The sequence below is a fragment of the Pedobacter insulae genome (assembly GCF_900113525.1).
GTDB classification, from domain to species: domain Bacteria; phylum Bacteroidota; class Bacteroidia; order Sphingobacteriales; family Sphingobacteriaceae; genus Pedobacter; species Pedobacter insulae.
In genome coordinates this window covers 74,179-93,402 of the sequence record NZ_FOPP01000011.1, presented here as the reverse complement: position 1 = coordinate 93,402, position 19,224 = coordinate 74,179, and the positions used below count along the sequence as shown (strand labels likewise).

Sequence of the window (19,224 nt, the reverse complement as noted above, 5' to 3'; positions counted from 1 at the left end):
TTAGAACACATGTCTACAACAGATAAAACGTCACAATCAGTGAAAAAAAATTCTTTCGTTGAAGAGAATGGCAAAAGCTTGCTTTTTATTGCTGCAGCAGTTGTTGCCTTAGGCGCAATTGCCCTTTATTATTTCGCATCTTACTTACCTGGCCGTGCTGAAGAAGCTGCTGCTAAAATGTTTAAAGCAGAACAATATGTAGGTATCGATTCTTTAGCTAATAAAGCGATCGACGGAGAAGGTGGTTATCCTGGCCTGGCAAAAATTGCTGAAGAATATGACAACACTAAATCTGCAAATCTTGCTAATTTATATTTAGGTGGTATTTATTTACGTAAAGGTGAATATAAAAAAGCAACTGAGGCTTTGGGCAAATACACCGCAACAGGTAGTCCGGTAGCCGATCCATTAGCTTTAGGTTTATTGGGTGATGCCTATAGCGAGTTAAAAGATTATAAACAAGCTGCAACCTACTATCAAAAAGCTGCCGATAAGGCGAGCAATAAGTTTACTTCACCAATGTTCCTTAAAAAACTAGGTTTAGTAAATGAAAATCTTAAGGATTTTAAAGGAGCCGAAGACGCTTACACAAAAATTAAAACTCAATTCCCAGAAAGTCAGGAAGCTGCCATGATCGATGAATATATCGCTCGCGTGCAAGTTCAAGTAAAATAAGAGTTAAATTATTATAGGAAAGAGTCTCGACATATCGGGACTCTTTTTGCATTATGTAGGATTCAAATTATACCGCTATCTTTGTCCCATGGCTTCACATTTAAAAAACCTGTCCGACTTTTCTCATACGACCATTCCAAATGGTAGTGCTTTTAAAATTGCAATCGTAGTTGCAGAATGGAACGCAAAAATTACTGGTGCGTTATATGATGGCGCATTAAAAACACTTTTAAAACATGGTGTACAGGAAAACAACATTTACTCAGTGGCAGTACCAGGAAGTTTTGAACTTACCGCCGCAGCCGAGATATTTTTAAATCGGCAACCAGACCTTGATGCCGTAATTTGTTTAGGCTGTGTAATACAAGGCGACACGAAACATTTTGACTTTATTTGTGATGCGGTTGCAAATGGCATTACGAATGTAGGCATCAAACATAGCAAACCGGTTATTTTCGGAGTGCTTACCACCAATGATGAACAACAGGCGTTAGATAGAGCCGGAGGCAAACATGGCAACAAAGGTGATGAAGCCGCAATAACTGCGATAAAAATGGCCGACTTTGCCACAACAATTTAACGAGTTAGGTGTTATTCATAAAAATTAGTACTTTAGAATAATAAAGCATTAAACTATACGCAGATGAAAAAGATAGCCATACTCTTATTAGTTGCCTTTTGTGCAATCGTTGTATTAGAATCATGCTCATCACGTTTATGCCCAGCCTATAGTACCTATCCAGAAGGAAAAAAGAAAAGAGGATAATATGCAGTGGATTAACTTAATTGATTCTGATCAATTAAATACGATAAAAAAAAACGAGAAGTATAGCCTGATTTTTAAACACAGCACACGTTGCTCCATCAGTTCGATGGCTAAAAGGCGGTTCGAAATGGATGAAGATGTTCTTCCGAAAGAGATTGACCTCTACTTTTTAGATTTAATCAGTTATAGAAATATATCGGCAGAGGTTGCGGAAGTGTTTCAGGTGCACCACGAATCTCCGCAACTGTTACTTATCAAAAACGGAGAATGTATCCTCGATCTCTCACATGGCGATATTTCTGCAGAAGAAGTTGCTGAACTGGTAAGGAATTAACCCGTGCTCCCGGATAAAAGCTTAGACTATTGTTAGACTTTGCTCAGAGTATGGTTAGAGTTTGTTAGACCAACCCTCTGATCAAAGTCCGAAATACATCCCTTACAAAGCTGATGTGTCTACTGGTAGTTAAAGGTAATTTCTTGCTTAATATCAGGATGTAAGCTAAAGGCAACCGGACAAGTTTTTGCAGCACGCTCTATAATCTCTTTATCCTTATCGCTATAACTATTGCCAGGAAATTGAAGGTTCACAATAATTTCAGTAACCCTGCGAGGGTTCTCGCCCATCACTTTTGTAATCTCGGCCGTCGTTCCATCAATACTAAAGCCATGGGTTCTGGCAGCAATGCCCACTATGGTTAACATGCAATTACCCAAAGAGGTAGCCAATAAATCTGTAGGCGAGAAAGCTTCCCCCTTACCTTGATTATCTACCGGAGCATCGGTAATAATTTCTATACCAGATTTTAAATGAACCGACGAAGTCCTGAGTTCGCCTGTATAGGTTATTTTTGAAGTAGCCATGCTGTAATATTTTGGATAAAAATAGCACTAAATTTACATCATCCCAATATTTAAGTATTAACTTTGCAATATGATTGAACTTCCTGTAGTTGCAGCCGTTACAGAAAAACCTCGCAAACCAGATTGGTTACGGGTTAAATTACCTGTAGGGAAAGAATATGCACAAGTGCGGAGCCTCGTTGATACGCATAAATTACACACGATATGTGAAAGTGGGAACTGCCCTAATATGGGAGAATGCTGGGGAGCGGGAACCGCAACCTTCATGATATTGGGAAACATTTGTACACGCTCCTGCTCATTTTGCGCCGTTGCAACTGGAAGACCATTGGCAGTTGATTTAGACGAGCCTAATCGGGTAGCAAACTCGGTTAAACTGATGAAAGTAAAACATTGCGTAATTACTTCGGTAGATCGGGACGATTTAAAAGATGGGGGCTCGATTATTTGGGCCGAAACACTCCAGGCAATTAGAAGGGAAAGCCCCGAAACAACCCTGGAAACCTTGGTGCCAGATTTTAAAGGTCAGTGGGATAATTTATACAGAGTATTAGCAGAACGCCCTGAAGTAATGTCGCACAACGTGGAAACCGTAAAGCGCCTGACCAAACAAGTACGGATCCAGGCTAAATATGATAGAAGTTTAGAAGCGCTCAAAAGAATTTCTGAATTCGGACTGAGAACAAAAACTGGTATTATGCTGGGCTTAGGCGAAACTGAAGACGACGTTTTGGAAGCGATGGACGACTTAGTGGCAAATGGAGTGCATATCCTAACGTTGGGTCAATATTTACAGCCCACTAAAAATCACCACCCAGTGGTAGATTGGATCCACCCCGATCAATTTGCCAAATACAAAGAAATAGGCTTAGCAAAGGGTTTGAGATATGTAGAAAGTGGACCGCTCGTGCGTTCTTCTTACCATGCCGAAAAACATTTGTTTGAATTCTAACAGTAAAATTTCTTTTATCGCAATTTGATTGTATATTAGCATCATTGGCACCAACAAAAAAAATATCTCTATCCGAAGAAGAACTGGTCAACGCACTAAAAAGGCAAGACACCATCGCTATGAAAGCGTTGTATGATATGTATTCGGGAGCATTGCTTGGGGTTATTTCGAGAATAGTTATTCATACCGAAATTGCAGAAGATTTATTGCAGGAAACTTTTGTGAAAATATGGAACTCTGCATCCAGTTATGATAGCTCAAAAGGCCGTTTATTTACTTGGATGATGAATGTAGCACGAAATTTATCAATCGACAAATTAAGATCCAAAGACTTTAAAAACGCTGCTAAAAACCAAGACATAGAAAATAACGTAGATTTCATTGACGAGCAAAAAAGGGTTACTTTTAATGCAGATACTTTAGGTTTGAAAGAGTTGGTAACGAAGCTGAAACCAGAGTTTAAAAATGTGTTAGATATGATTTATTTTAAAGGGTACACACACGTTGAGGCAGCAGAAGAATTAAATTTACCTCTAGGTACAGTAAAAACTCGTATTCGTATGGCAATTTTAGAGTTAAGGAAAAATTTTAATTGAAGTGGAAGAAGTAAAAGCATATATTGAATCTGGCATACTTGAACTTTACGTTCTAGGGCAATTATCTGCCGAAGAATGTAGCGAAGTAGCAGCAATGGCTCAAAAACATCCTGAGGTAAAAGCAGAGATTTTAGCCATTGAGCTTGCGATGGAAACTTATGCCTTACAAAATGCGGTTGAACCCTCTGCCAATATAGAAGACCAAATCTTTGCTAAAATAGCTGAACCCAAAATTGTTCCATTGTATGATAATAATGATGGAAAAGTAAGGAAATTGCGCTATGCACTAGTTGCTTGCAGTATTTTATTAGCCATTAGCATAGGGGCTTTATTTTCGGCTCATAAAGAACTGAAAGATGCCAATTTCCAAATCACCGCCCTAAACAGTGATAAAGAGAAATTTGCGCAAACGGTTTCACAACTGGAATTTCAGAATGCGGGCATGGAGAACAGAATAGCCATGACCAAAACAGACGAGTGGACAACAGTTAAGCTTGCTGGCGTTAAAACCTCTCCGAAAGCCGAAATGCTGGTATATTGGAACAAAGTAAATAAAAATATCCTGATCAATTATGCTGCAATGGACCTGCCTAAAACCGATCAAGCTCATGAATATCAGTTGTGGGCATTGGTAGATGGCAAACCTGTTAGCCTGGGCATTTTTGGCGATAGTGAACGTGCAAAAGATGCTGTGAAACAAATGGATGCCATTGAAAAAGCGCAAGCCTTTGCAGTAACCATTGAACCAGTTGGTGGAAGCGTAAACCCTACCATGGAAAAAATGGTAGTAATGGGAGCTATCTAACCCGTTAAGCCCTTCATCACTTTCGGTATTTCATCAGCAAGCTGCGAAGCGCTTATCGCAAAACTGTTCTTGGCTAATTCATCCCCTGCCTTGCCGTGGATATAAACCGCTAACCTCGCTGCATCCGCTGCTGTATAAGACTGTGCTAGCAAACCAGTTATCGTCCCGGTTAATACATCACCCATGCCTCCTGAGGCCATGCCAGGATTACCAGTTTGGTTAATGTAAATCTCGCCGTCTGGCAAACAAATAAAGGTATACTGATTTTTAAGTACGATGATCAACTGCCTCTCGAAAGCTTGTTTTTTTGCGGTTTCTACCCTGGCCCACCAGTTTTGATGATCGCCAAATAAACGGTCGAATTCTTTTAAATGTGGTGTGAGCATAGATTGATGGGGTACGGCGGCAAACAAATCAGGCCTATCGGCCAGCAAGGTAAGTGCATCTGCATCTAACACTAATGGCTTTTTTAAGCTGAGCAGGTTCGCTAAAATCTCTTCACTAGCTGCTGCAGTACCCAAACCCGGACCAATGGCAATGGACGTATACTTTTCAAAAGCTTCGAGATCCAAATTTTCGCTTCTCGGTAAAGCCATTACTTCGGGTAAGCTTGTATTGAGCGCTATTAAGCCACTTTGTGGCAGGCAAACAGTGGTTAATCCTGCGCCAACGCGCAAACAGCCCCGGGCAGCCAACAGCGCAGCACCCATCGTGGTTGTATTTCCCGCCACAATTAAGGCATGTCCGTAAGTTCCTTTATGGGTAAAATTCTGTCTACTTTTAACGGTCAATGCATCATTCAACTTCCAATAACTTTCTTGGCGCGCTATAAAATCTTCGTCCAAACCTATATCAACCACCTTAAAGCTATTTAGGGCGACTGCTGATTCGGGAAAGAAAAAGTTAATTTTAGGTCGCTGGAAAGTGATGGCCAACTCCGCTTTAATACCCAGGTAAGGCTGGTCAACCGGTCCTTCACCAGGAAACCCGGTAGGCACATCTACGGCAACGATGGGTTTATTTAAATCGTTTAACAAACTTGCTAATTCCGCATACTTCCCGGTTAGGGGCTTATGTAAACCCGACCCTAGGATGGCGTCAATAATTAAGTCTGCAGTTAACCCTTTGAGCGCAGCTGGCAGTAAAACCGGGGTTATCGCCACATCAGTTTGCTCCAAAAGCGCCAGGTTGTGGGCGTAATCTTCACTTTGCTTGGTTCCGAAATTGATTAACGACACAGAGATGTGTTGATAGCCGGCAAGGTTAAGCAGCCGGGCGATTGCTAAGCCATCACCTCCGTTATTCCCTTGTCCGCATAAAATAGCGATAGACTTTTCTTTATCCGGAAAATCTGCGCTAAAAACCTCCACGAAGGCAGCCGCAGCGCGTTCCATTAATGCTGTCGACGAAATAGCTTCACGCTTAATGGTGTAAGAATCTGCTTCCTGCATCTGAGACGAACTGAGTAGCTTTTTCATGTCACCTAAGTTAATAAAATTGATTAACTTACTATCCCTATGAAGGAAGCGTTAGATATTTTAATTATTGGAGGCGGACTAGCGGGCTTAACTGCGGCACTTCATTTGCAGCAAGTCGGGCTCAGCGTAACCTTGATAGAAAAAAATGAATTTCCTCAACACAAGGTTTGCGGTGAATACATCTCGAATGAAGTGCTACCTTACTTAAATTGGCTCAATCTTGACATCACAGTCCTTAAGCCTAATCCAATTCATCAATTTCAGCTCACAACGCGCTCCAACACCAGTATTGCAACAAATTTACCGCTTGGTGGTTTTGGCATTAGCAGATTTGAGCTAGATCACTTTCTTTACAAGCAATTAATTAAACGATGCGTCCCCGTCATCAAAGACCGGGTAACAAATATCGAGTTTAAGGACGATAAGTTCTTTGTGACAATGCATAGCGGGAAAGAAATCAGCGCCAACCAAATCATCGGCGCTTATGGTAAGCGCTCAGCCATCGACATTAAATTAAGCCGGTCATTTATTCAGCAAGCTTCGCCATTTTTAGCGGTGAAGGGGCATTACCGTGGTAACTTCCCGAATGAACTGGTAGCCGTACATAACTTCAAAGGCGGATACTGCGGGGTTTCAAAGGTCGAAAACGACATCATAAATATTTGCTATTTGGCAGACTATAACTCTTTCAAAAAGTATAAGCATATTCAAAACTACGAGGAAAAGGTGCTGTACCAAAATAAACACCTGGAGGCTGTATTTAAAGAAAGTACCCCCTTATTTGATGAACCGCTGGTGATCAGTCAGCTATACTTCGGCGAAAAAAAGGCGGTAGAAAATCATATATTGATGATTGGAGATACGGCCGGACTTATCCACCCACTGTGTGGTAACGGGATGGCAATGGCGATGCATAGTGCAAAAATTGCTTCAACGTTACTGGTAAAGCTTAAACTTGGAGAAATCAACTCCCGTGAGGAACTGGAGCACCTGTACACCCTAAATTGGAATGTCGAATTTAGGTCCCGGATAAAAATGGGTCGCCTATTAGCTTCCCTGCTAAGAAAAGAAAAGCTCTCCAGTTTATTAATTAGCGGCTTGGCAAAATCGCCCTATCTACTCAATAAAATTATAGAGAAAACACACGGAAAACCAATTGTAAATGATGGGAATAGATACAACGCATAGAAGTAACTTGCCCGAGCTAATGGACAACTTCGAGATGGAGGGCGACATACTAAGAGATGCCTTAGATAAGATTGCCAAAATAAATCAACTACTAGGCGGCAATAAAATCACCCTCGAAGGGGTAAAATCACTACTTAAAAAGCATCAATCGCAAGCAAGCATCAGCATAGTCGACATTGGCTGTGGCAACGGCGATATGTTAAGAACATTAGCAGAATATGCAAAAAAGCACAAGTTAAATTTTTTGCTCACCGGTATCGATGCTAATAGCTTCACCATCCAGCATGCGCAAAAGCTTTCGGTCAACTACCCTAACATCCGCTACAAGTGTGCCGACATATTTGATAAGCAAACCGAAGCGTACGATATCGTACTATGCACCTTAACACTGCATCATTTTAAAGATGAAGAAATAACGAGCCTTTTAGCAAACATTTTACCGCTCACAAAGGTTGGTATAGTAATTAACGATTTACAACGAAGCGCTATAGCCTACTACTTATTTAAGGCCCTATGCTTTTCTTTTAAGCTAAATGATATGTCGAGAGAAGATGGCCTGATATCCATACTTAGAGGTTTTAAAAAAGACGACCTAAGAAGGTATTCCCATACCCTAAAATTAAAGTCCTTTTCTATCAAATGGAAATGGGCATTCCGTTACCAGTGGATTATTCAAACAGCATGAGCGTAAGCATTAAAACAGTTTCCAAAGTACTACCAAAATATTCGAGACCTACGTCTGATATTATTCCATTTTTCGAGGCTTGGTTACAAGGACAAGAAGAAAGATTTATTAGAAAAGCCTTAAAAATTATGGAGGGTGCAGAGGTTGATAGACGCTATTCTTTTTTAGCACCAGAAGAGGTTTTCAGTAACCTGAGCTTTGAAGAGCGAAACAACATTTACATCAAAGAAGGAATTAAATATGCTACTGAATGTTTAAGTACCGCGCTAGCAAAAGCAAATTGGGAGCCGCAGGATTTAGATTATATCATTACAGTGAGTTGCACCGGAATAATGATCCCTTCGCTAGATGCCTACCTCATTAATGAACTAAAACTGAGACAGGACATTGTAAGGTTACCCGTTACCGAAATGGGCTGTGCGGCAGGGGTTTCGGGCATGATCTATGCAAAGAATTTCTTACAGTCGAACCCCGGAAAACGAGCGGCAGTGATAGCAGTTGAATCGCCTACAGCTACATTCCAGCTTAACGATTACTCGATGGCCAACATTGTAAGTGCCGCAATTTTTGGAGATGGAACAGCCTGTGTATTAATGAGCTCTCATGAAAACGATGAAGGACCCAAAATCATCGCCGAAGAAATGTACCACTTTTTTGACAACACACAAATGATGGGCTTTAGTTTGCGTAACACCGGCTTACAGATGGTGCTAGACCCCGCAGTACCTGAGGTAATAGCCCAGCATTTCGAAGGGATTATCCATCCCTTTCTAGCTAAAAATAATTTATCCATTAAAGAGATCGACCACTTGATCTTTCACCCCGGAGGGAAAAAGATTGTACACCTGGTGGAAGGGCTATTTAAAGTGCTAGGGAAAAATATGGATGACACCAAAGAGGTTTTAAGACTCTACGGCAACATGTCTAGCGCCACCATATTATATGTACTGGAAAGATTTATAGATGGCCAGCATAAGGCAGGAGAAACAGGTTTGATGTTAAGCTTCGGCCCGGGCTTTTCTGCCCAGCGAATGTTAATTCAATGGTAAAGAGGGTATTTAACCCTCCATTTCTTTTTTCAAGAACTTGCCCGTTAAACTGATCGGATTTTGGATCAGGCCTTCTGGTGTGCCTTCAAATATAATCCTTCCACCTCCAATACCGCCTTCTTCACCCAAGTCTATCACCCAATCGGCCACTTTTACCACGTCTAAATTATGTTCAATCACCAATACGGTATTTCCCTTTTCAACGAGCTCATTTAACACGCCTAAAAGAACATTGATATCTTCGAAGTGCAAACCTGTGGTGGGTTCATCTAAAATATAAAAAGTTTTGCCGGTGTCTTTTTTCGAAAGCTCGGTCGCCAACTTAACCCGCTGAGCTTCACCCCCAGATAAGGTGGTAGAAGATTGCCCCAGCCTGATATAGCCTAAACCTACATCATTTAAAGTTTTGATCTTCCGGTAAATGGCAGGCATATGCTCAAAAAAGACACAGGCCTCCTCGATGCTCATGTCTAATATATCGCTGATGGATTTCCCGCGATAGCGAACTTCTAAGGTTTCACGATTATAACGTCTGCCCCCACATTCTTCGCAAGGAACGGCCACATCGGGCAAAAAGTTCATCTCAATAACCTTCATTCCGGCACCCTGACAAGTTTCGCAGCGACCACCTTTCACGTTAAAAGAAAAACGACCAGGCTTATAACCACGAATTTTTGCCTCAGGCAATAATACAAATAGGTTACGAATGTCTGAAAATACACCGGTATAGGTTGAAGGATTTGAGCGAGGTGTACGCCCAATAGGCGCCTGATCAATCTCGATCACCTTATCAATTTCTTTCAATCCCACAATTTTCTCGTAAGGCAATGGATGTTTTTTGGCCCTGAAAAAGTGATGGTTCAAAATCGGATATAAAGTTTCGGTAATCAAACTCGACTTGCCACTCCCAGAAACACCGGTTACGGCAATAAACTTGCCCAATGGAAAATCCACAGAAACATCTTTCAGATTATGCCCCGTTGCCTTAATGATCGATAACTTATGTCCATTACCCTTTCTGCGTTTCTTTGGCACCTCAATTCCTTTTTTGCCATTTAAATAGGCCGCTGTAAGCGTTCCAGATTTTAAAATTTCTGCAGGCGTTCCCTGCGCTACCACTTCTCCGCCATGCACACCTGCGGCGGGACCAATGTCAATCACATGATCGGCTTCCAAAATCATATCCTTATCATGCTCTACCACAAGAACGGTATTGCCTAAGTCGCGCAAGTTTTTTAAAGCACCGATCAGTCGCTCATTGTCTCGCTGATGTAAACCAATACTGGGCTCGTCCAATATGTACATCACATTCATCAACTGCGAACCAATTTGAGTAGCCAGTCGAATCCGTTGAGCTTCCCCGCCCGAAAGTGTTCTCGCCGTTCTGTCTAATGATAAATAGGTAAGCCCCACATCCGTTAAAAATCCAATCCTGGCCCTGATCTCTTTCAAAATTTCTTTGGCAATAATATTCTGACGATCATTTAATCTCTCCTCCAGGTCAACAAACCATGCTTTTAGTCCGTTAATATCCATTTCGGCCAACTGGAAAATATTCTTCCCATCTACCTTAAAATGTAAACTCTCTTTCTTTAAACGCGCACCACTACATTCGGGACAAGTTTTCAACTTTCTAAATGTATCCATGTCATCAGGAGCGGTATCTCCCCTTTTCTCTTGTTGCTCTTCCAAGAGTTTGATAATCCCGTCGAACGTAACCTGATAATTCTGTACATTCCACTTATTATACTCAACCGCCACACTTAATAGTTCGTGTGTTCCATTTAAAATAATATCGATGTTTTCATCACCTAACTTTTCCAATGGTGTAGAAAGTGAAAAGTTGTACTTTTTTCCGAGAGCTTTCAAAACCTGAAACATCCAAACATCGCGGTACTCGCCCAGTGGCGCTATGCCGCCGTTTAAAATGCTCAGCTTCATATTGGGCATTACCGATTCCTTGTCGACTACAAAAATGTACCCCAGGCCATCGCAACGCTCACATGCACCGTAGGGTGAATTAAAAGAAAAGCTATTTGGCTGTGGCTCATCATAAGAAATGCCGGTAGTGGGGCACATTAAAAACTTACTGAAATGCGCTACGTTATTTTCTTTGTCGCTAATCTTAATAACGCCCTTTCCCAATCGCATAGCCGTTTGAATACTATCCAACAACCTTTTATGATCCTTTTCGTCAATAATCAAACGATCAACCACAATCTCAATATCATGTATTTTGTAGCGGTCTACTTGCATTTTAGCCGTTAGGTCTTGAATTTCCCCATCAATGCGAACCTTTACATAGCCTTGCTTCCGAATTTGTTCAAAAAGCTCCCGGTAATGTCCCTTACGCCCTTTTACAACGGGCGCTAAAATATTTACGGGCATGGTATCGAACTTTTTGTAGATATTTTTTAAGATTTGATCCTCGCTCATGCGCTCCATCTTCTCACCGGTATTGTAAGAGAAAGCATCCGCAACACGTGCATAGAGCAAACGCATAAAATCGTATATCTCGGTAATCGTACCCACAGTTGAACGCGGGTTTTTACTCGTTGTTTTTTGTTCTATGGCAATAACCGGACTAAGGCCCGAAACTTTATCCACATCGGGGCGTTCCATTCCGCCCATAAACTGACGGGAATAAGCGCTAAAAGTTTCCATATAGCGCCGCTGCCCCTCTGCATAAATCGTATCAAAAGCCAGGGATGATTTTCCGCTTCCACTTAAACCGGTAATCACTACCAGCTGATTTCGGGGAAAACTAACGTCGATATTTTTAAGATTATGCACCCTAGCACCATACACTTCCACATCTTTTTGCTCGCCTAGGTCTATATTCTTTTTGCTCATAAATTTATAGGTAACTGCATTAAAAAACAGCCTGCAAAAATACAGAAATTCTACCACTTTGTCAAAGCGCCAACAAAACCACGAAATATTTGGAATGGAGAGAAATTAAGAATAGTTTTGACAAACAAAACGCTTAGAATATAAAATCGCGTTATTATTGGAGTTATTAGCTTAGAATTATGATTATTGAACCTAGAATGCGAGGATTTATATGTTTAACGGCACATCCTAAAGGTTGTGAGCAAAACATTATCAATCAAATTAATTATATTAAATCTAAAGGACCAATCAATGGTCCAAAAAAAGTATTGGTTATCGGATCTTCTACCGGCTTCGGATTAGCTTCCAGAATTACAAGTGCCTTCGGATCAGGTGCTGCTACAATAGGCGTCTATTTTGAAAAACCACCTAAAGAAGGCAAAACCGCTTCGCCAGGATGGTATAACACTGCAGCCTTCGAAACCGAAGCTATCAAAGCAGGATTATACGCAAAAAGCATTAATGGAGATGCATTTTCTAACGAAATAAAAGCACAAACAATGGAGTTAATTAAGGCTGATCTGGGGCAAATTGACCTGGTGATTTATAGCTTAGCCTCTCCGGTTAGAACAAACCCAAATACGGGGGTGCTGCATCGCTCAACCTTAAAACCTATCGGCCAAAATTTCAGCAATAAAACGGTCGACTTCCACACAGGCATCGTATCGGAAGTAAGCATAGAGCAGGCCAACGAAGAAGAAATTGAAAACACCGTAGCCGTTATGGGCGGAGAAGATTGGGAAATGTGGATTGATGCGCTAAAAGCAGAAAATTTGTTAGCTGATGGCTTTACTACGGTTGCTTATTCTTATATAGGTCCTGCTGTAACAGAAGCAGTTTATAGGAAAGGTACCATTGGCAGAGCTAAAGATCATTTAGAAGCAACAGCTTTTACAATTTCCGATAAATTGGCTGATGTAAACGGAAAAGCATATGTTTCTGTTAACAAAGCATTGGTAACCCAGGCAAGTTCAGCAATCCCTGTCATTCCCCTCTATATATCTTTATTATACAAAATAATGAAGGAAGAAGGCATTCATGAAGGTTGTATCGAACAAATTCAGCGCCTATTCAAGGATAGATTGTACACCGGTGATGCGGTTCCGGTAGATGAGAAAGGGCGTATTAGAATAGACGACTGGGAAATGCGCGATGATGTGCAGGCTCGGATCGTTACCTTGTGGAAAGAATCGACGACCGAAAATTTACCAGCTGCAGGAGATTTGACCGGCTATAAAAAGGACTTCTTAAATCTTTTTGGCTTTGATGTAGCAGGAGTTGATTACCAGGCAGACGCAAATGAAATGGTAGAAATACCAGGTTTAGTTGCTAACGATTAGCTACTTTGTAAGTGGGATCTTCGATGATATTGACCTCGATAATCCCACTTGCATTTTGCAAGAGCGTCCTACAATCGCCGCTTAAATGACGTAGCCGAACTGTTTTATGCACAGTTGCATAGCGTTCCGTAATTTTGTTTACCGCATCAATTGCGCTCATATCATTTATCCTACTTTCTTTAAAATCGATTATAACCTGCTCAGGGTCATTCAACACATCAAATTTCTCGGCAAACGTGGCTGCTGAACCAAAAAATAGCGGACCAAAAATCTCATAATGCTTCACTCCATTTTCGTCGACGTATTTTTTTGCCCGAATGCGTTTAGCGCTTTCCCACGCAAATACCAATGCGGAAATAATGACGCCAATTAAAACGGCTAATGCCAGATTATGCAATAAAACAGTGATTACAGCCACCAAAACGCCTACAAAAATGTCGTGCCTGGGCATTTTGTTGATCACCTTAAAACTTGCCCATTCAAAAGTACCTACCGCCACCATAATCATTACCCCAACCAGTGCGGCCATGGGAAGTTGCCCTATAACAGGTGCCCCAAATAAAACAATCAATAAAATAGTTATCGAGGCAACAATGCCAGATAAACGAGCCCTTGAACCCGAAGAGAGGTTAACCAATGTTTGCGCAATCATCGGACAGCCGCCCATGCCAAAGAAAAAGCCGTTTAAAATGTTCGCACTCCCCTGCGCAATACATTCTCTGTTTCCATTCCCTTTTGTCGCCGTAATTTCATCTACCAAATTTAAAGTCAGCAGCCCCTCTGTTAACCCTACACTGGCCATAATGAGCGCATAAGGAAAAATAATCTTGAGCGTTTCGAAATTGACAGGAATATTGGGAATGTTAAAAGGAGGAAAGCCGCCCGCTACCGAGGCAATATCACTCACAGTTTTTGTATGGATCCCGAAACCTGCTACTAAACCAAAAACTACCACTATAGCCACTAAAGATGCCGGTACTGCCTTGGTAATTTTCGGAAATCCAATTACGATTGCAATGGTTAAGGCAACCAAACCTAACATGATGTATAAAGCTGAGCCAGCTAACCAGGTGTCTGTACCCTGCACTTTAAACTGATTGATCTGCGACATAAAAATGATGATGGCTAATCCATTTACAAACCCGAACATAACAGGTTGCGGCACCAAACGAATAAACTTTCCGAACTTAAAAATACCCACCAGAATCTGAATAACGCCTGCCAGCGCAACTGCGGCAAATACGTAGTCTAAACCATTGGATTTCATGAGCGCAATAAGCACAATAACCGTTGCCCCTGCCCCACCAGAAATCAAACCTGGCCTGCCTCCAAAAACAGCAGTAACCAAACCCATTATAAATGCAGCATATAAACCTGTTAACGGCGGAAAACCAGCAAGAATAGCAAATGAAAGCGACTCTGGAATCATCGTCATCGCCACCGTTAAACCAGCAAGCACTTCTTTTTTATAATCTACACGTTGCGTAAAATCGAATAGGTTTAAATAGCTTTTCATCATCAATTGCAAATGTACAAATAAAGAAAATAGTGCGATAAAGATATTTCCTAGGCAAATTATTATCTTTAAAAAAAAATCAGATGTCGAACATTAAACTCATCATTGAAGAACGCCCAACCAACATTGGGAACTTCCTAGTTGGCAGGTTACTCCCGTTCAGGGAAAAAAGAATGGTTGGCCCTTTCTCCTTCATCGACCACATGGGCCCCGCAGCAATGAACGATCATCAAAACATAGACATACCTCCGCATCCACATATTGGTTTATCTACGCTTACCTATTTGTTCGAAGGGAGCATTATGCATAAGGACGGCCTTGGCACTGCCATCGAAATTAAACCCGGCCAGGTAAATTGGATGACTGCCGGAAAAGGCATCGCCCACTCAGAACGAACTCCTGCATACCTCCGCCACAGCGATAAAATGCTACATGGCTTACAAATCTGGGTAGCGCTACCTAAACATTTAGAACAAATGGAGCCTGAGTTTTATCATGCTGATGCGGATGAGCTTCCCACTTGGGAAAATGAGGGCGTTCATTATAAACTGATTGCTGGCACTGCCTTCGGCCGTCAATCGCCCATTCCGGTTTATAGCCCCCTATACCTCATAGAGTTAAAAAGTAAAGAACGCAGCACGCTTAAAATAGGCACGGAACTTTTTGGAGAAAGCGGGATCTACATTTTAGAGGGCAGTATCACTAGCGAAGAAAATAGCTTTGGTCCGAAACAACTTTTAGTAGCAAATGATAGCTCCTTGTGCGAATTTACGATGCAAGAAAACACGACCATTTATATTTTTGGCGGCGAACCGTTTCCAGAGGAGCGCTTTATATATTGGAATTTTGTGGCGAGTGATAAGAGCCTGATCGAAGCTGCAAAGAAACGTTGGGTAGCACAGGATTTTGCACCAGTTCCGGGCGAAACTGAATTTGTTCCCCTACCAGCGCAAAGGTTGTAAACTACAAGCGCCCCGCATTATTCCCAAGAAATAATTGTTTCATTCTCGGTGGGATGCCCCGTGCACACCAATACTCTGCCACGAGCAATTTCATCGTCTGTTAATACCTCGTTATAATCCATCCGTACCCCACCCTGTATGCAATTAGCAATGCAGGTACTACACACCCCACCACTACAACTATAAGGCAAATTTATATTGTTTTCTAAAGCAACCTCTAAAATTCTTTTAGGATAAGGCACCAACAAACGATGTTCTTTTCCGTTGAAATGCAAAACGATTGAGTAGGTATTTTTATCTACTACCTTCTCCGTGCTATCGTCTTCATCCACTTCGTCTTCCGGCAACACAAAAGTTTCACGTTTAAGCTGATCGGATTTAAACCCTGCACTTAATAAAGTAATACGGCAAACATCCATATAATCAACCGGTCCGCAAATGTAAAACAGGGAATCGTTTGGATCAAACTCCATATTCTCCTTCACCAGCTGATTAATTAAGATACCATTTAGCCTTGCACGAAATAAATTCTTGCTATTACTATATAGGTGGACTACGGTAAGGCGGGCAGGGTGCAAAAGCTGCCACCTTTGAATGTCGGCCGCAAACAGTGTTTGATCTGCACTCCTACTACTGTAAACCAGCACAAGCTTAGCAGTGGGTTCTTTAAGCAATGCCGTCTTTAAAATAGAAAATAAAGGGGTAACACCTACTCCAGCTGCAAATAAAAAGATCGTTCTTGGTGTTTTGAGTTTGGGTTCGTACACAAATTGCCCGTTAGGCTCGGCAATTTGAACAACATCTCCAGCGCTTAGCTGATGGTGGATAAACCTGGATATTTCTCCATTCTCAACCAGCTTTACTGCAATAGCGATGGGCTCATCAACCGCAGGTGAACTGCAAAAAGAATAGGATCTTCGCAATTGCTTTTGATGAACATCGAATACTAGCGTTAAAAACTGTCCCGCTTGATAGTGTAAGGATTCACCATTAAGTGTTTCAAAACAAATCTTGATCACCTCTGTAGGTTGTTTACTTACTGAAATTACGCGGAGTTTTTGCAAGGACATATTGCAAAAATAAGCAAAATCAACAACAGGGCTTACAAAGTTAGCAAACTTCGTAAGCCTTAAGTTATTCTATTGTGCTCGACGGGCTTTCTGTATAGGCAATTAATGCCTTCTGACTCGAGTAGCCATTTCGAACAGGGTTTTCAAGAATTTCTTTCATTGAAATTAACTTGTAAACATATCCACCTGTTTCCCGATTTAACTTCATTTTGAAATAATTGTCTTGATTTTGCTTATTGATCTGCTTCTTCATGTGCACATCACCAACATTATACGCCGCCGCAACCAATGTCCAGCTGTTAAAGATGCCGTATAGCTCTTTAATGTACTTGCATGCTGCAATGGTAGATTTACGCAGATTGTTACGCTCATCAATTTGGCTATTTACCTTTAGGCCATACATACGTGCAGTTCCTGGCATAAATTGCCAAAACCCGGATGCTCCCTTCGGTGAGGTTCCGCTTTGCAAGCCGGACTCGACAAGGGGCATGTACTTAAAGTCATTGGGAATGCCATAAGATGCTAAAATAGGTTCGATTACCGGAAACCATTCTGCTGCCTTACGATGTAAGCGGTTGGTTTGTAAACTTTGGTAGCCAAAAGACGCCAAAACTTTCTTCATTTTACCAATTACTTTATCATCGCCCAAAGGCAGGTTTTCATCGGCAAATGCTAACTGAGCTATTGTAAATTCTGGCTCTTCAGGTTCTTCTATTATGGTGGTGAGATTGTTATTCTTTAGTGGTGTTTTTTCATTTTCTGGTAGTGTGTAAGCAAACACTTTTGCCATCACTAATAATGCTATGATTACCGTCGATGGAATGAGGTGTTTCTTTATCATCTTCCTCCTTTTTTTGGTGAACAATTATAAATTGACGACAAAGGTACAATATATTAATCTAATTATCAAATAGTTACAAAAATAAGCCTCAAAATCACTGCTTAAGGTTATTTAAACGGCGTTTTTAATTAATTGAAATAACATCATTTTTTTCGTAAGTTTGTACCCGCATAAATTATGTGGTTAAAGGCATATCATGATAAGAAATAACAACAGGAACAGTCGCGATGACAAGTCCAAAGCGGGCGAAGGAAGCAAAAGCAGAAGACCTGCTGGCACCGATAAACCCAAGGGAAGATACAGTGAAAAGGACGGAAAAAGCAATTCCGACAAAGAGGATAGAGATAAACGCAAACCTTTAGCCTCAGGCGATAAGCCAGCATATAAACCAAGAACTTCAAGAGACGGCGATTCAAAGCCATATTCAGCAAGGCCATCAGCCGGAAAAGATTTCAGTGGCGCATCAAACTCATACAAGCCAAAAAGCGAAGGTAAAGGTGGTTTTAAACCTTGGGAAAAGAAAGACTCTGGAAGCTCAACTTACAAGCCTAAAGCCTACAAAGAAGGAAGTTCGAGAGATGAAGCTAAGGAAGGTAAACGGAGCTACGTTAAAAAAGACAATTATATAACAGACGGCGACAAATCTAAATTCGCAGACAAAAAGGGAGGTTCATCAAGAAGCACAGATAGCCGCCCGTATAGAAAACGTGAAGATGGCGACTTTAAACGCAAAGATGATCGTGGTGAAAGAGTTGCCCCAACAACTAGAGCAAGAAAAACGGCCGAGCCTAAAGATGACGGACTGATTCGTTTGAACCGTTATATTGCCAATTCAGGAATTTGCTCTCGCCGTAAGGCTGATGAACTCATTGAGGCAGGCGTTGTTTCTGTAAACAATATCCCAGTAACAGAGTTAGGTCACAAAGTTGATCCCTATAAAGATGAAGTACGCTACAATGGCGAGCTACTAAAACGTGAAAAGAAAGTGTACGTTTTATTAAATAAACCTAAAGATTACATTACCACTACAGACGATCCACAAGAACGTAAAACGGTGATGCAATTGGTTGAAAAAGCAAGCAGGGAACGTATTTATCCGGTGGGTCGTTTAGACAGAAATACTACTGGACTGATTTTAATGACTAATGACGGAGATCTTGCTGATAAATTATCCCATCCAAAAAATGGTATTACAAAAATTTACCACGTGGAGTTAAGCAAAAATTTAAGTCAGGGTGACTTCAATAAAATTCAGTTCGGTTTAGAGCTTGAAGATGGCTTGATTAAACCAGATAACGTATCCTATGTTGCCGGAGCAAGCAAGAAAGAAGTAGGCATCCAAATACATAGTGGAAAAAACCGTATTGTACGTCGTATCTTCGAACATTTAGGATATGATGTAGTGAAGTTAGACCGCGTTGTGTATGGCAATTTAACCAAAAAGGATTTACCGCGTGGTAGATGGCGCTTTTTAGAAGAACATGAGCTTATCCAGATTAAGCATCTGATAAAATAAGCTAATTTAAACTTTGCGTTAAAATCAACATT

Annotated in this window: 19 protein-coding genes; 13 read left to right on the top strand and 6 right to left on the bottom strand. The window is 41.2% G+C overall.

Features of this window, described 5'->3' with window-relative positions; all coding sequences use genetic code 11:
• The first annotated feature begins 9 nt into the window (after positions 1-9).
• From BM207_RS16535 to ytxJ, 4 genes are all read left to right on the top strand, one after another.
• Positions 10-675, top strand: a complete 666-nt coding sequence (locus tag BM207_RS16535; RefSeq protein WP_090996930.1) for a tetratricopeptide repeat protein — start codon at positions 10-12, stop codon at positions 673-675.
• 88 nt (positions 676-763) lie between these two features.
• The gene (gene ribH, locus BM207_RS16530) at positions 764-1,255 is read left to right on the top strand and encodes a 6,7-dimethyl-8-ribityllumazine synthase (RefSeq protein ID WP_090996927.1); all 492 of its coding nucleotides are present in this window, start codon (positions 764-766) and stop codon (positions 1,253-1,255) included.
• Between the two features lie 63 nt (positions 1,256-1,318).
• Complete coding sequence (locus tag BM207_RS19385; protein WP_262497213.1) at positions 1,319-1,441, top strand: hypothetical protein; 123 nt, start codon at positions 1,319-1,321, stop codon at positions 1,439-1,441.
• Between the two features lies 1 nt (position 1,442).
• Positions 1,443-1,775, top strand: coding sequence for a bacillithiol system redox-active protein YtxJ (gene ytxJ / locus BM207_RS16525; protein ID WP_090996924.1), 333 nt, complete (start codon positions 1,443-1,445; stop codon positions 1,773-1,775).
• Positions 1,776-1,894: 119 nt separating this feature from the next.
• Here ytxJ and BM207_RS16520 read toward each other — a convergent pair whose 3' ends face one another.
• Positions 1,895-2,302 (bottom strand): OsmC family protein, encoded by a 408-nt coding sequence (locus BM207_RS16520; protein WP_090996921.1) that lies wholly within the window; start codon positions 2,300-2,302, stop codon positions 1,895-1,897.
• A 70-nt stretch (positions 2,303-2,372) separates the two neighbouring features.
• Between BM207_RS16520 and lipA the strand changes: the two genes are divergently transcribed.
• From lipA to BM207_RS16505, 3 genes are read left to right on the top strand one after another with little or no spacing between them, the layout of a single operon-like run.
• Positions 2,373-3,254 (top strand): lipoyl synthase, encoded by an 882-nt coding sequence (gene lipA, locus BM207_RS16515; protein ID WP_090996918.1) that lies wholly within the window; start codon positions 2,373-2,375, stop codon positions 3,252-3,254.
• Positions 3,255-3,298: 44 nt separating this feature from the next.
• On the top strand, positions 3,299-3,850 hold the full coding sequence (locus BM207_RS16510) for an RNA polymerase sigma factor (RefSeq protein ID WP_090996915.1): 552 nt from the start codon (positions 3,299-3,301) through the stop codon (positions 3,848-3,850).
• Between the two features lies 1 nt (position 3,851).
• Positions 3,852-4,655 (top strand): anti-sigma factor, encoded by an 804-nt coding sequence (locus tag BM207_RS16505; protein WP_090996912.1) that lies wholly within the window; start codon positions 3,852-3,854, stop codon positions 4,653-4,655.
• On the opposite strand, the gene BM207_RS16500 is transcribed toward BM207_RS16505, so the two are convergent.
• On the bottom strand, positions 4,652-6,133 hold the full coding sequence (locus BM207_RS16500) for an NAD(P)H-hydrate dehydratase (protein WP_245768148.1): 1,482 nt from the start codon (positions 6,131-6,133) through the stop codon (positions 4,652-4,654). The genes BM207_RS16505 and BM207_RS16500 overlap by 4 nt on opposite strands.
• 39 nt (positions 6,134-6,172) lie before the next feature.
• Between BM207_RS16500 and BM207_RS16495 the strand changes: the two genes are divergently transcribed.
• The 3 genes from BM207_RS16495 to BM207_RS16485 are packed head-to-tail and all read left to right on the top strand — an operon-like array spanning position 6,173 to position 9,055.
• Positions 6,173-7,321 (top strand): NAD(P)/FAD-dependent oxidoreductase, encoded by a 1,149-nt coding sequence (locus BM207_RS16495; RefSeq protein WP_090996909.1) that lies wholly within the window; start codon positions 6,173-6,175, stop codon positions 7,319-7,321.
• A complete protein-coding gene (locus BM207_RS16490; protein ID WP_245768147.1) occupies positions 7,296-8,006 on the top strand; it encodes a methyltransferase domain-containing protein in 711 nt (236 codons plus the stop codon). Before BM207_RS16495 ends, BM207_RS16490 begins: the two co-directional genes overlap by 26 nt.
• The gene (locus tag BM207_RS16485; protein WP_090996906.1) at positions 8,003-9,055 is read left to right on the top strand and encodes a type III polyketide synthase; all 1,053 of its coding nucleotides are present in this window, start codon (positions 8,003-8,005) and stop codon (positions 9,053-9,055) included. Before BM207_RS16490 ends, BM207_RS16485 begins: the two co-directional genes overlap by 4 nt.
• 9 nt (positions 9,056-9,064) lie before the next feature.
• Here BM207_RS16485 and uvrA read toward each other — a convergent pair whose 3' ends face one another.
• Positions 9,065-11,908, bottom strand: a complete 2,844-nt coding sequence (gene uvrA, locus BM207_RS16480) for an excinuclease ABC subunit UvrA (RefSeq protein WP_090996904.1) — start codon at positions 11,906-11,908, stop codon at positions 9,065-9,067.
• A 179-nt stretch (positions 11,909-12,087) separates the two neighbouring features.
• Here uvrA and fabV point away from each other — a divergent pair, with 179 nt between their 5' ends.
• Positions 12,088-13,287: an enoyl-ACP reductase FabV gene (gene fabV / locus BM207_RS16475; protein WP_090996901.1), complete on the top strand. Its 1,200-nt coding sequence runs from the start codon at positions 12,088-12,090 to the stop codon at positions 13,285-13,287.
• Here fabV and BM207_RS16470 read toward each other — a convergent pair.
• Positions 13,277-14,803 carry a SulP family inorganic anion transporter gene (locus tag BM207_RS16470; protein WP_090997081.1) on the bottom strand — a complete coding sequence of 509 codons (1,527 nt, stop codon included), beginning with the start codon at positions 14,801-14,803 and terminating at the stop codon, positions 13,277-13,279. The genes fabV and BM207_RS16470 overlap by 11 nt on opposite strands.
• A gap of 83 nt (positions 14,804-14,886) precedes the next feature.
• Here BM207_RS16470 and BM207_RS16465 point away from each other — a divergent pair, with 83 nt between their 5' ends.
• Positions 14,887-15,765 carry a pirin family protein gene (locus BM207_RS16465; RefSeq protein ID WP_090996898.1) on the top strand — a complete coding sequence of 293 codons (879 nt, stop codon included), beginning with the start codon at positions 14,887-14,889 and terminating at the stop codon, positions 15,763-15,765.
• Between the two features lie 17 nt (positions 15,766-15,782).
• Here BM207_RS16465 and BM207_RS16460 read toward each other — a convergent pair whose 3' ends face one another.
• Both BM207_RS16460 and BM207_RS16455 read right to left on the bottom strand, forming a co-directional pair.
• Positions 15,783-16,835 (bottom strand): ferredoxin--NADP reductase, encoded by a 1,053-nt coding sequence (locus tag BM207_RS16460; RefSeq protein WP_090996895.1) that lies wholly within the window; start codon positions 16,833-16,835, stop codon positions 15,783-15,785.
• 64 nt (positions 16,836-16,899) lie between these two features.
• The gene (locus BM207_RS16455) at positions 16,900-17,676 is read right to left on the bottom strand and encodes a lytic transglycosylase domain-containing protein (protein WP_090996892.1); all 777 of its coding nucleotides are present in this window, start codon (positions 17,674-17,676) and stop codon (positions 16,900-16,902) included.
• 196 nt (positions 17,677-17,872) lie between these two features.
• Here BM207_RS16455 and BM207_RS16450 point away from each other — a divergent pair, with 196 nt between their 5' ends.
• Positions 17,873-19,192 carry a pseudouridine synthase gene (locus BM207_RS16450; protein ID WP_090996889.1) on the top strand — a complete coding sequence of 440 codons (1,320 nt, stop codon included), beginning with the start codon at positions 17,873-17,875 and terminating at the stop codon, positions 19,190-19,192.
• The last annotated feature ends 32 nt before the right edge of the window (positions 19,193-19,224 follow it).

Excerpts from the sequence above, each read along its gene's own strand:
- BM207_RS16535 (WP_090996930.1), top strand. The coding sequence starts at position 10 with ATGTCTACAACAGATAAAACGTCACAATCAGTGAAAAAAAATTCTTTC.
- ribH (WP_090996927.1), top strand. The coding sequence starts at position 764 with ATGGCTTCACATTTAAAAAACCTGTCCGACTTTTCTCATACGACCATT.
- BM207_RS19385 (WP_262497213.1), top strand. The coding sequence starts at position 1,319 with ATGAAAAAGATAGCCATACTCTTATTAGTTGCCTTTTGTGCAATCGTT.
- ytxJ (WP_090996924.1), top strand. The coding sequence starts at position 1,443 with ATGCAGTGGATTAACTTAATTGATTCTGATCAATTAAATACGATAAAA.
- BM207_RS16520 (WP_090996921.1), bottom strand. The coding sequence starts at position 2,302 with ATGGCTACTTCAAAAATAACCTATACAGGCGAACTCAGGACTTCGTCG.
- lipA (WP_090996918.1), top strand. The coding sequence starts at position 2,373 with ATGATTGAACTTCCTGTAGTTGCAGCCGTTACAGAAAAACCTCGCAAA.
- BM207_RS16500 (WP_245768148.1), bottom strand. The coding sequence starts at position 6,133 with ATGAAAAAGCTACTCAGTTCGTCTCAGATGCAGGAAGCAGATTCTTAC.
- BM207_RS16495 (WP_090996909.1), top strand. The coding sequence starts at position 6,173 with ATGAAGGAAGCGTTAGATATTTTAATTATTGGAGGCGGACTAGCGGGC.
- BM207_RS16490 (WP_245768147.1), top strand. The coding sequence starts at position 7,296 with ATGATGGGAATAGATACAACGCATAGAAGTAACTTGCCCGAGCTAATG.
- BM207_RS16485 (WP_090996906.1), top strand. The coding sequence starts at position 8,003 with ATGAGCGTAAGCATTAAAACAGTTTCCAAAGTACTACCAAAATATTCG.
- uvrA (WP_090996904.1), bottom strand. The coding sequence starts at position 11,908 with ATGAGCAAAAAGAATATAGACCTAGGCGAGCAAAAAGATGTGGAAGTG.
- fabV (WP_090996901.1), top strand. The coding sequence starts at position 12,088 with ATGATTATTGAACCTAGAATGCGAGGATTTATATGTTTAACGGCACAT.
- BM207_RS16470 (WP_090997081.1), bottom strand. The coding sequence starts at position 14,803 with ATGAAAAGCTATTTAAACCTATTCGATTTTACGCAACGTGTAGATTAT.
- BM207_RS16465 (WP_090996898.1), top strand. The coding sequence starts at position 14,887 with ATGTCGAACATTAAACTCATCATTGAAGAACGCCCAACCAACATTGGG.
- BM207_RS16460 (WP_090996895.1), bottom strand. The coding sequence starts at position 16,835 with ATGTCCTTGCAAAAACTCCGCGTAATTTCAGTAAGTAAACAACCTACA.
- BM207_RS16455 (WP_090996892.1), bottom strand. The coding sequence starts at position 17,676 with ATGATAAAGAAACACCTCATTCCATCGACGGTAATCATAGCATTATTA.
- BM207_RS16450 (WP_090996889.1), top strand. The coding sequence starts at position 17,873 with ATGATAAGAAATAACAACAGGAACAGTCGCGATGACAAGTCCAAAGCG.